The following is an 11878-nucleotide window of genomic DNA, read 5'->3' on the forward strand; positions in this document are numbered from 1 at the left end:
ACCAGTTCGGGCGTAGAGGGAGTTTCAACCTTGAGGATTTCTGCCCGTATTGGTGGCTATTAAATCTTTCTGTTAAGAGGAAATGTGTGTAATTCGATGGAGAGGAAAAAGTCATGCCGGATGATTATCAAGCATTTATTGTTTCGATTAAGAAAAAAACAGGAATCGATCTTTCGTTGTATAAAGAAGCGCAAATGAAGAGAAGATTGACTTCCTTGTATCAAAAAAGGGGCTTTCGCTCTTTTCAAGAGTTTTTTCAAGCGATGAATACCAATTCCGAACTATTGAACGAATGTTTGGATCGAATGACGATTAACGTGTCGGAATTTTACCGCAACAGAAAACGATGGGAAGTTCTTGAGAAAAAGATTTTTCCAAGGATGCTGGCAGCAAACAAGCAGTTGAAAATTTGGAGTGCTGCTTGCTCGACTGGCGAAGAGCCATACACGATTGCCATGATATTGTCCCAGTTTCTCCCCTTATCGCAAATAAGGGTTCTTGCTACGGATATAGACGAAAAGGCGATTCAAAAAGCAAAAATGGGAGTATACCCGGAACGTTCTTTGGAAGAAGTTCCTTCGGAAATGAAAACAAAATACTTCACAAAAGAGGGAGATTTTTATCGCCTATCCGATGAGATAAAGCGTACGGTCCAATTTCGGAAAGAAAACTTGTTTTCAGATCCATTCGAGAAAAATTATGATTTGATCGTCTGCCGTAATGTGCTTATTTATTTTACAGAAGAAGCGAAAGATCTTTTGTATAAAAAATTTAACGCCGCATTGAAAGAAGGGGGCGTCCTATTTGTAGGGAGTACAGAGCAAATTTTTAATCCAGAAGTCTATGGCTTTGAACCGGAGGAACCTTTTTTTTATCGGAAATTATAAATGTTAGACTGTTAGTCGTAAAACGATCACGGGTCCGTAAAGGTATTGGATTTTGAAGAATAAAGAAAAAAGCTTTCATAAGGCAATATGTGGGGGCTGAAAGGCCCTCCGCTGTTTTTGGGCTGGTTTAGCTTTTTTTCGGCAAAGAGGGACGGAAATTTTTTTCAAATAAAATCAATAATAGACGGAACTATTTGAAAACAAATGATATTATGAATAATAGGCAAATAAGAAAAAGTCTTGGAAATTCATTTTTTCTATGCCAAGTCATGCGGAATATGATATATTGTTATAAACGCTTTAACGAGTTGAAGGGAGAAAGTGACATGAGATATTTAACAGCAGGAGAATCACATGGCCCTCAGCTAACTGCTATTATCGAGGGCCTTCCCGCAGGAATGCCTTTAACTGCGGAAGACATCAATATTGAATTAAGCCGTCGTCAAAAGGGCTATGGGCGAGGACGGCGAATGCAAATCGAAAAAGACCAGGTTCAGATTAAGGGCGGTGTTCGCCACGGACTGACATTAGGCTCACCTGTCGCTCTCGTTGTCGAGAACAAGGATTGGAAGCATTGGACCAACATTATGGGCATTGAAGCCCCGGAGCAACCGGAAGAAACAAAAAGAAAGGTTACGAGGCCACGTCCCGGTCATGCGGATTTAAATGGGGGAATCAAATACGGACACCGTGATATGCGAAATGTTCTTGAACGTTCGTCTGCGAGAGAAACGACCGTGCGAGTAGCAGCCGGTGCGGTTGCCAAAAAACTATTAAAACTGCTTGGAATCGAAATCGCTTCTCACGTAGTGGAAATCGGGGGAGTAAAGGCGAAAAACCTTCGCTACAAATCGATAAAAGAACTGCAAGAAGTCACTGAACAATCTCCGGTTCGTTGTTTTGACAGCGAAGCGGAAAAGGAAATGATGAAAGCGATCGACCTAGCAAAAGAAAATGGAGATTCGATCGGCGGCATAGTGGAAGTAGTCGCTGAAGGAATGCCGGCAGGAGTCGGCAGCTATGTCCATTATGACCGAAAGCTGGATGCAAAAATCGCGGCTGCGATCGTCAGCATCAATGCTTTCAAAGGCGTAGAATTCGGGATCGGCTTTGAAGCGGCCGGAAAGTTTGGCAGCGAAGTGCACGACGAAATCATTTGGGATGAAGAAAGAGGGTTTTCGCGGAAAACGAACCGTCTTGGCGGATTTGAAGGGGGAATGACAACCGGAATGCCGATAGTCGTCCGAGGAGTCATGAAGCCTATTCCAACACTTTATAAACCGCTTCAAAGTGTAGATATCGACTCGAAAGAACCGTTTTCCGCCAGCATTGAGCGTTCCGACAGCTGTGCCGTCCCTGCTGCCAGCGTGGTCGCAGAAGCGGTTGTTGCTTGGGAATTAGCAGCGGCGATCGTTGATCAATTTTACAGCGACCGTATGGATGCGTTAATTCGAAACGTCGATGAACAAAGAAAGTATGCAAGGGAGTTTTAATATGGAAAAGATGGAGGTCCATACACGAAATAAAACCTACCCGATTTGGGTGGGAGAAAATGCGCTGGAAATGATTCCGGAAATTTTTAAGGATAAGCTGTCAGATGCCACGAAAATCCTGGTGATCGCCGATAAGCATGTTTCTCATCTATATAAGGAAAAGCTAAAAAAGCATCTGCCGACCCATATCCCGTTTGCATGGAAAGAAGTGCCTCAAGGGGAAGCGGCTAAATCAATGGCTGTTTTTGAATCGTGTATAACGGAAGCACTCGAACAAAATTTGGATCGAAAATCATGTATTATCGCTTTTGGTGGAGGAGCCGCGGGAGATCTGGCCGGATATGTGGCGGCTTCCTATATGAGAGGAATCCGTTTTTTACAAGTTCCTACCACCATTCTAGCCCACGACAGCGCTGTAGGAGGAAAAGTGGCCATCAACCATCCTCTTGGAAAAAATATGATCGGGCACTTCCATCAGCCGGAAGCGGTTATTTTTGATACGAATTTTATCAATAGTTTACCAGAAAAAGAGGTTCGTTCCGGATTTGCAGAAGTGATCAAACATGCGCTGATAAAAGATAAAACATTTTTACATCAGCTAACCAGTACGCTCGTGTCCTTTGAAAAGATGGACTCTGATTTTCTGGAAATGTGCTTATGCAAAGGCATCAGCATTAAAGCGGACATTGTTTCAGAAGATGAAACGGAACAAGGAATACGGGCATTTTTAAATTTTGGGCATACATACGGCCATGCATTGGAAGCGACTATTGGCTACGGAAGAATAACTCATGGCGAAGCGGTTATGATTGGAATCGTATATGCATTGTATTTAAGCAAGAAAAAATACTCGCTTGACTTGGATTTGTCGTCTTTTGTAGATTGGATCAAACGACTGGGATATTCGTTGGATGTACCAGATACGATCTCATTTAATCAGCTTTTCTCCGCCATGAAACGAGATAAGAAAACGATTGGCAGCTCCATTCGGTTTGTGCTTCTCAAAGAAATTGGAAAGCCTGTCATTGTGGAGATGAATCAAGAAGACTTAAAAGAAGCGGATCAGTTTATTCGATCTTTCTCTAAACTTTGAACCGATCGTTATGAAGACCTTGTCCGTTTGACTAAAAAACTATTTAAGATGGCTTGGAACAGTGTATGAGAAAGGGAGGAAATGGATTGATTAGAGGGATAAGAGGGGCGACAACCGTTTAACAAAACGAGGAAACCGAGATCATCGCTGCGACCAAGCAGCTTTTGGTCGAAATGATCGAATCGAATAACATTCAACCGGAAGATGTTGCTTCTGTTTTCATTTCTGTTACAAAAGATTTATTTGCCGCTTTTCCAGCTAAGGCGCTTAGAGAAATCGAAGGTTGGACATACGTTCCTGTTATGTGTATGCAAGAAATCCCTGTTCCTGATAGTTTAGAAAAATGTATCAGGATTATGATGCATGTGGAAACGGCGGTTCCTCAGGAAGAAATCCGCCATATTTATTTGAATCACGCAACGGTTTTGCGTCCGGATTTAGCAGGATCAAATGAATCTAATCAAAAATAAACTTTAGTGCTACAATAAAGATAAGGTTTCTTTATCTTGGTAAAGAAATAAAGTGCAAAAGCAGGGAGAGATAAACATGAAATGGAAAAAACAAATATTAGATTTGGAGCCTTACCAACCTGGAAGAACAATAGAGGCAGTGAAAAAAGAATTCAATCTTGAGAAAGTAACGAAACTGGCATCCAATGAAAACCCGTTCGGCTGTTCACCGCTTGTAAAAGAGTGGCTGAAAAATTTTGATCGTTCTTTTGCCCTTTATCCAGATGGATATGCAACCGAATTGCGCAAAGAGATGGCCAAACACTTAAATATTGAAGAAAATCAACTGCTTTTTGGCAATGGATCCGACAACATCCTACAAGTCGTTTCCAGCACGATTCTTGAGCCGGGAAAAAATACTGTCATGGCGGTGCCGACTTTTTCACAATATCGTCATAACGCGGTCATTGCAGGAGCAGAAGTGAGAGAAGTTCCACTGATCAACGGAGCTCATGACTTGGACGGAATGTTAGCGGCCATTGATGAAAACACGGCCATAGTGTGGATATGCAATCCCAATAATCCAACTGGGGTCTACATCACTGAGGATGAAATGATACCATTTTTGAAAAAAGTTCCGGATCATGTTCTGGTCGTGTTAGACGAAGCGTATAGAGAATACGTTGTAGCGGACGATATTTATGATGCTGTATCGTTGGTGAAAACATTCAAAAACGTTCTTGTTACACGCACTTTTTCCAAAATATACGGTATGGCAAGCTTTCGAGTAGGCTACGCATTCGGTCACCCAGACATCATCAAGTATTTCAATGCGGTGCGCGAACCGTTTAATGTCAATACATTTGGCCAAGGAGCCGCCGTTCAAGCACTTCGCGATCAAGAATTTATCGAAGAATGCCGCAAGAAAAACCGACAAGGACTTGAGCAATTTTACGAATTTTGCCGTCAAGAAAAGTTAAACTATTTTTCTTCTCAAACCAACTTTATTTTGATTGATTTTGGCTGTAACGGTGATGATGTCTTCCATTATTTAATGACAAAAGGCTATATCGTTCGATTAGGCAATGCCCTTGGATTCCCAACATCCGTTAGGGTGACGGTTGGTTCCAAAGAACAAAATGAAGGCGTCATTGAAGCGATGCGAAGCTTTATAAAAGAAAGAGCTATTGGCTAACGTGGGGAGGATCGTTTTTTGAAAGGGACAGTTTTAATCGCCGGTATCGGTTTAATTGGAGGATCGCTAGCACTTACCATTAAAGAGGCTCATCCTCATGCAACTGTTATCGGCTTTGACATTAAAGAATCAGAGAGAAAATTGGCTAAAGCGCTGGGAGTGGTGGATGAAGAATCTGATTCTTTTATCGAGCTGGCAGCAAGAGCAGATCTCATCATTTTAGCTGTTCCTGTCAAGCAAACCGAGATTCTCATCGAGCAATTGGTCCAAAACGCGGACAAATTGAAAAAAAATGTCATTGTGACAGACACAGGCAGTACGAAAGCGAGAATCATGCAAAAAGGAAAAAAATTGAATGACTTGGGAATCTCCTTTATCGGAGGCCATCCGATGGCGGGATCCCACAAAAGCGGTGTAGCGGCTGCTAAGAAAATTCTTTTTGAAAATGCGTTTTATTTATTGACTCCCGATGAACAAACCAGTATTGAAGAGCTAAATACATTGAAGGAGTGGCTCAAAGGGACAAAAGCGAAAATGATCGAAGTGACTCCTAAAGAACATGATCAATTAACCGGAGTCATCAGCCATTTTCCTCACGTGATTGCGTCTTCCCTTGTCCATCAAGCCAGGCATTTTGACCAACAAAATCCGTTAGTGTCTAGGCTTGCGGCGGGTGGATTTCGCGATATTACACGCATTGCTTCCAGCAATCCTGAAATGTGGAAAGATGTTTCGTTGCACAACAAGGAGACGCTCATCCAGCTTTTAGAAGTATGGCAAAAAGAGATGCACAAATTTGCCGAGCTGTTGAAAGACGAAAACGGGGAAGGATTGTACGAATATTTTGCTGTGGCTAAAACGTTTCGCGATCAGCTGCCTTCTTCATCTAAAGGAGCAATTCCTGCCTTTTATGATTTATATGTGGATGTGCCCGACTATCCGGGGGTCATCTCAGAGATAACCGGCTACCTTGCCGAGGAAAGAATCAGCATCACCAATATTCGAATTATGGAAACGCGCGAAGATGTATACGGTGTTTTGGTCATCAGTTTTCAAAACGATCATGACCGTATGAAAGCAAAAAAATGTATTCAAAAACATACAAATTATGACGTATTTCTTGCGTAATAGAAAAGGATGGTAGAGACATGAGGTTGCCACATAATCATTCCCATTTACGTGGAGTCATTCATGTACCCGGAGACAAGTCGATTTCCCACCGTGCCATTATGTTTGGTTCAATCGCTCAAGGGAAAACCACAATTCGCCACTTTTTAAGAGGACAAGATTGTTTAAGCACCATAGACTGTTTTCGAAAACTAGGCGTTCATATAGAGGAAGATGGCCAACAGATCACCATTTTAGGAAAAGGTTGGGAAGGTTTGGAAGAACCAAAGGATATATTGTACACAGGAAATTCCGGCACTACGACGAGATTAATAATGGGGATTCTTGCCGGCCGCCCTTTTCATTCCGTGCTCATGGGAGATGAATCCATAGGCAGACGGCCGATGGATCGCGTCGTTCTTCCGTTACGTGAAATGGGGGCCTCCATTTCGGGAAGAGAAAATGGCAAATTTACGCCGATTTCCATTAATGGAGGATCACTTCGGTCGATTCACTATAAAATGCCGGTAGCAAGCGCCCAGGTCAAATCCGCCTTGCTATTTGCAGGCCTCCAAGCGGAGGGGACCACCGTGATTGAAGAAATGGCCCCAACTAGAGATCATACCGAAAAAATGATCAAGGAATTTGGCGGTGAATGTATCCGAGAAGGCATGACCATTTCCGTTAAAGGATCTCAATCATTTGAAGGAAGAGACATTTATGTGCCGGGAGATATATCGTCAGCTGCCTTTTTCCTGGCGGCTGGAGCGATCATTCCAGGAAGCGAGATTATTTTAAAAAATGTAGGTTTAAATCCGACTCGTTCTGGAATCATTGATGTTTTGAAGGAAATGGGAGCGGATTTGGAGTTGTCTGATCTCTCGTCTAATGGCGAAGAAACGGGTACGATTGTGATACGCTATTCCCAATTAAAAGGCATTGAAATCGGAGGCAGTTTAATTCCGCGATTGATTGATGAGATTCCTATTATCGCTTTAATGGCTACTCAAGCAGAAGGGGAAACGGTGATTAAAGATGCGGAGGAATTAAAAGTAAAGGAAACAAACCGCATCGATACCGTCGTGGGAGAATTGAAAAAATTGGGAGCGGATATTGAATCGAGAAAAGATGGGATGGTCATACGGGGAAAAACGGCATTAAAAGGCGGTAAAGTGTCCAGTTTTGGAGATCATCGTATTGGAATGATGCTCGCCATAGCTGCTTTGCTGTCAAAAGATCCGGTCGATTTAGATAACCCGGAATGCATATCTGTCTCTTACCCCAATTTCTTTGACGATTTGCAAAAGTTGATTTAAAAGTCATAGCCTCTCAAGACTTTCGGTCTTGTCGAGGCTTTTCTTATTTCTTCTATCCGAAAAGAAATCTTGCTCAATTTGCCCGCTTCCGTTTTATGGAAGAAAGATGATCCAAAGAGATGCCGCCGACACAAAGACTGATCCTGGGAATTTCGGTTTTTGGTTTTATCGAATTTATTTTTTCAAGCACATTGACGATTTTATGAAGGGAATATTCGCCGCAAAAGAGAATTATAGAAAAGTAAGAATGGCATTTTAGTTGAAGGAAAAAGAACTTTGCTTTACTATTAACAGCAGATTCATGATGATTTACAGGATGATCATTGGGTTCACCAATCTGATGGAGTTTTCCAAGAATAGTCGCTTTTCATTTTTAACATTACCTAATCCGTCAAACGAGTTTACGCTAAAAGGAGAAATACTTGTGATGAACAACGTGGAAAAAATCATCCAATTATTTGAAAATGGACAATTAGATAAAGCAAAAAAGCTTATTGATAAAGTAAAAAAAAGCGGGAGTGATGAAGAACAATATCTTCTTGCAGAAGAATTAAACCAGCTTGGATTTCCTGAAGATGCAAAGAATTTGTATCAGATTCTTCTGGAAAAATATCCTGAAGAAGGAGAATTAATTGTCCTTCTCGCCGAAACGTTCGTAGATCTCAATCAAGAAGAAGAGGCCATACTTCTTTTGGAAAAAATTGACGCATCGGATCCGTCCTACCCGCGAGCACTGCTGCTATTAGCTGATTTGTATCAAATGCAGGGATTGTATGAAGTAAGTGAGCAAAAACTGTTAATGGCCAAAGAATTAGCAAAAGATGAGCCAGTGATTGATTTTGCTCTTGGCGAACTTTATATGGAACAAGGACGGTATCGTGAAGCGGTTGATTACTATCATAAGTTAATCGATCAACAGATATACGAATTGGCGGGTACTCAAATTCGCCAACGAATCGCCGAAGCTTTAAGCGCTGCCGGGGAGTTTGAAGAGGCTTTGCCTTATTATGACGATGCATTGGATGAAAAATTAGAAGTCAATACTTTATTTGGCTTTGGGTTAACTGCCTATCAAGCCGGTTATTATCAAACGGCGATTGAAAAATTTTCGGAATTAAAAGCCCTCGATCCTGATTATCACTCATTGTATCTTTATTTAGCAAGATCCTACGAGCATGAAGAAATGCTTGAACAAGCATTGCAATCGATTAAGGAAGGAATTTCACACGATGAATTTCAAAAGGAATTGTACTTCCTTGGAGGAAAGATTGCTTTGAAATTGCAAAAAGAGGACGAAGCGGAGTCATTTTTCCAACAGGCATTGCGATTAGACCCGGGCTATTTGGAAGCAGCACTCACTCTTAATAAATTATACATGACTCAGGAACGGTACAGCGACATATTGGATATTATTAAGCAAGTGCAAAACGAAGGGGAAGACGACCCTCAGTTTTTATGGGATCAAGCGAAAGCTCTTCACGGCTTAGAGCAATATTCAGAGGCATTAAAAATGTACCAGAAAGCATATAATGATTTTAAAAACAATCAAGATTTTCTTGAAGAATACGGTTATTTTCTTTTGGAAGAAGGAAAAACGCAAAAAGCTGCAGAAATATTTCATAAGCTGTTGGAAAAGGATCCGACCAATGAAGAATGGATTCTTTTGCTGGAAAGACTTGAGTGATTCTGTGAGCTTTATTACACAGTAAGGAGGGAAAGAACATGGCAACCCCTGTTTCTGTGAATGAAAAGAAAGATTTTATTCGCTGGTTTTTAAATCATTATCAATTAAAAAGAAGAGAGTCGGTCTGGATTCTAAACTATTTAATGAGCCACGATCAATTGATGGAGAAAGTTCATTTTGTGGAAGATGCACAGTATTGCCCTAGAGGAATTGTGATGTCCACACATTGCGTAGACAGTACTCCATTTCGTTTTTTCAAAAATAATATCATGACGACAGATGCCGAAAAATCCTTTCATGATATCCGCTTGAATAAAGATGAAGATATCTATATAGAATTAAAATTTCGCGGAGCCAATACTTCTCATCAATATGCGCTTGTGCTTGAAGAAAACCCTTATATGCCGAGAAATTTAAAAATCACCGAAAAAGATCGGTTTTTAGCAGAACAGTTTCTAAAGGACAGCATCTATAAATTTCAAAAAGAAAAACTTCTGAAGGCCATTGATGAGGCATTAGACAAAAATGATAAAGAAGCTTTTCAAATTTTAACTGAAAAGTTAAAAGAACTGGAACGATAAATCCCTTTTACACGTTGTTGTTAAAGGGGTTTTTCTTTTATCTGAAAGTGAAAGAAAGCATCAAGTGTGGTATATTGGCAAGAATACCGGCCATCATATACGAGAACTTCAAATGTTGATCTTAGCATTCGTTTTTTCTTTGTCATCTGCTTTCGAAGCAGTAACGACTACTGTAATCGAAATTTTTATCGTTCTTTTGGAAAAATTTGTTATAATGGGAGAAAAAAGAGGTGAAAATAATGATATGGAATGGGAGGGACGCACGACTTTATCAACAAGAAAAGAGCTTTATTGATAGTGCCGTGATACCGCTCTTGCCGATTGGTTTTGGAAATGAAATGAGGCGATCCGCTTCACAAGGAGAATATATCCAATTGTTTTCGAGTTGTCTTGAAAAACAATTCAGAGGAAGAATCATGTTGTTTCCAGCCATTGTTTATTTATCACAAGAAATAACGGATGAAAAATCTTCACTCCTAAACCGCTGGTCTGACTTATTACATGAAGAAGGATTTGTGCATCTGTTTTTTATCACATCCGATGCCAACTGGAAATCAAGAGAAAGCCAGCTGAAAGGAACGCTCATTTGGCTTCCTGCGACCCCGATGGAGGATATGGACGATTCCTTTAAATACGATTTCATCGAAAATCAAGTCAAACAGTATGTACATAAGATTCTTGAGAAATGGGAAAAACAATAGATGATTTCTAAATATTTAGTATTTTATAAACTTTTGGACAATTGTTATTGATTTCAACTTCTGTATGATTTATCATAATGATGACTAACTTTATTGTTGTACGTAAAGGTCCGAATGGGCTTAGTTCAAAATTGAAGGAGGAAACATATGAGCAAGGAGCGTGTATCTAGACGCCAATTTCTAAATTATACGCTTACTGGTGTAGGCGGTTTCATGGCAGCTGGTGTTCTTATGCCGATGCTTCGTTTTGCCATTGATCCTGTCCTGGCAGCCGAAGGAAAAGGCAATTTTCATGCGACGAAGCAAAAGGTTGATGATTTGACAGAAACTCCAACGCGTGTAGACTTCACTTACGAGCAAAAGGATGCCTGGTATACGTCCAATGTCACTCAAACAGCCTGGGTTTATAAAACGAAGAATGGAGACATTGTGGCTCTTTCCCCTATTTGTAAGCATCTAGGCTGCACCGTCAACTGGAATGCAAACAAGTCCCACCCCAATATGTTTTTCTGTCCTTGCCACGGAGGTCTTTACCACAAAAATGGGAAAAACGTACCCGGTACTCCGCCTACAAAACCGTTAGACGTTTATCCGGTAAAAGTAAAAGACGGCTATTTGTATCTTGGAAAACCAAAGGCGAATAATCTCGTATAAAGGGGGCGTAATCCTTGCTGAACAAACTGTATGATTGGATTGATGAACGTTTAGATATTACGCCTTTATGGCGGGATATAGCAGACCATGAGGTTCCTGAGCATGTGAATCCGGCGCATCATTTTTCTGCCTTCGTGTACTGTTTTGGAGGATTGACGTTTTTTATCGTTGTCATTCAAATTCTTTCCGGCATGTTTTTAACCATGTATTATGTACCGGATATTAAAAATGCATGGCAATCGGTCTATTATTTGCAAAATGAAGTCGCTTTCGGACAAATTGTTCGCGGCATGCACCATTGGGGAGCCAGTCTTGTTATTGTCATGATCTTTTTACATACATTGCGGGTCTTTTTCCAAGGTGCATACAAAAAACCGCGCGAATTAAACTGGATAGTGGGCGTTTTGATCTTTTTTGTCATGCTGGGACTAGGCTTTACCGGTTATTTGTTGCCGTGGGATATGAAAGCGCTGTTTGCGACGAAAGTTGGTTTGCAAATTGCCGCGGCGACACCAGTGATTGGCGAGTGGCTGAAAGTATTGCTGGCCGGCCATCATGACATTGTAGGTGCACAAACTCTTACACGCTTTTTTGCCATACATGTCTTTTTCCTTCCTGCAATACTGCTCGGATTAATGGCTGCACACTTTTTGATGATCCGTAGGCAAGGCATTTCCGGCCCGCTCTAGCTCTTAGCGGATGATCGAATAAAATTAGA

Annotated in this window: 11 protein-coding genes and 1 pseudogene; all 12 read left to right on the top strand. The window is 41.0% G+C overall.

Features of this window, described 5'->3' with window-relative positions; translation table 11 throughout:
• Nucleotides 1–113: 113 nt before the first annotated feature.
• The 12 genes and pseudogenes from N1I87_RS07020 to qcrB all read left to right on the top strand — a co-directional run bounded on the left by N1I87_RS07020 (nucleotide 114) and on the right by qcrB (nucleotide 11849).
• Nucleotides 114–887 carry a CheR family methyltransferase gene (locus N1I87_RS07020; protein WP_048623567.1) on the top strand — a complete coding sequence of 258 codons (774 nt, stop codon included), beginning with the start codon at nucleotides 114–116 and terminating at the stop codon, nucleotides 885–887.
• A gap of 326 nt (nucleotides 888–1213) precedes the next feature.
• Entirely contained in the window at nucleotides 1214–2380 is a 1167-nt protein-coding gene (gene aroC, locus N1I87_RS07025; protein ID WP_341101134.1) for a chorismate synthase, read from the top strand.
• A 1-nt stretch (nucleotide 2381) separates the two neighbouring features.
• Nucleotides 2382–3473, top strand: a complete 1092-nt coding sequence (gene aroB / locus N1I87_RS07030) for a 3-dehydroquinate synthase (RefSeq protein WP_341101136.1) — start codon at nucleotides 2382–2384, stop codon at nucleotides 3471–3473.
• An 86-nt stretch (nucleotides 3474–3559) separates the two neighbouring features.
• Nucleotides 3560–3943 (top strand): annotated as a pseudogene (gene aroH, locus N1I87_RS07035) (chorismate mutase).
• Between the two features lie 76 nt (nucleotides 3944–4019).
• On the top strand, nucleotides 4020–5117 hold the full coding sequence (hisC, locus tag N1I87_RS07040) for a histidinol-phosphate transaminase (RefSeq protein WP_341101137.1): 1098 nt from the start codon (nucleotides 4020–4022) through the stop codon (nucleotides 5115–5117).
• A gap of 18 nt (nucleotides 5118–5135) precedes the next feature.
• Nucleotides 5136–6245, top strand: a complete 1110-nt coding sequence (locus N1I87_RS07045) for a prephenate dehydrogenase (RefSeq protein ID WP_341101138.1) — start codon at nucleotides 5136–5138, stop codon at nucleotides 6243–6245.
• 20 nt (nucleotides 6246–6265) lie between these two features.
• The gene (aroA, locus tag N1I87_RS07050; protein WP_003355135.1) at nucleotides 6266–7540 is read left to right on the top strand and encodes a 3-phosphoshikimate 1-carboxyvinyltransferase; all 1275 of its coding nucleotides are present in this window, start codon (nucleotides 6266–6268) and stop codon (nucleotides 7538–7540) included.
• Nucleotides 7541–7967: 427 nt separating this feature from the next.
• Nucleotides 7968–9224: a tetratricopeptide repeat protein gene (locus N1I87_RS07055; RefSeq protein ID WP_341101139.1), complete on the top strand. Its 1257-nt coding sequence runs from the start codon at nucleotides 7968–7970 to the stop codon at nucleotides 9222–9224.
• Between the two features lie 38 nt (nucleotides 9225–9262).
• Nucleotides 9263–9805 carry a ReoY family proteolytic degradation factor gene (locus N1I87_RS07060; RefSeq protein WP_003355131.1) on the top strand — a complete coding sequence of 181 codons (543 nt, stop codon included), beginning with the start codon at nucleotides 9263–9265 and terminating at the stop codon, nucleotides 9803–9805.
• 239 nt (nucleotides 9806–10044) lie between these two features.
• Nucleotides 10045–10506, top strand: a complete 462-nt coding sequence (locus N1I87_RS07065) for a YpiF family protein (RefSeq protein WP_341103303.1) — start codon at nucleotides 10045–10047, stop codon at nucleotides 10504–10506.
• Between the two features lie 147 nt (nucleotides 10507–10653).
• A complete protein-coding gene (locus tag N1I87_RS07070; protein ID WP_003355129.1) occupies nucleotides 10654–11160 on the top strand; it encodes a ubiquinol-cytochrome c reductase iron-sulfur subunit in 507 nt (168 codons plus the stop codon).
• Between the two features lie 14 nt (nucleotides 11161–11174).
• Nucleotides 11175–11849, top strand: a complete 675-nt coding sequence (gene qcrB, locus N1I87_RS07075; RefSeq protein ID WP_003355128.1) for a menaquinol-cytochrome c reductase cytochrome b subunit — start codon at nucleotides 11175–11177, stop codon at nucleotides 11847–11849.
• The last annotated feature ends 29 nt before the right edge of the window (nucleotides 11850–11878 follow it).

This window comes from Bacillus sp. FSL W8-0102, assembly GCF_038007225.1.
In the GTDB taxonomy this organism is placed as follows: domain Bacteria; phylum Bacillota; class Bacilli; order Bacillales; family DSM-4216; genus Bacillus_O; species Bacillus_O smithii.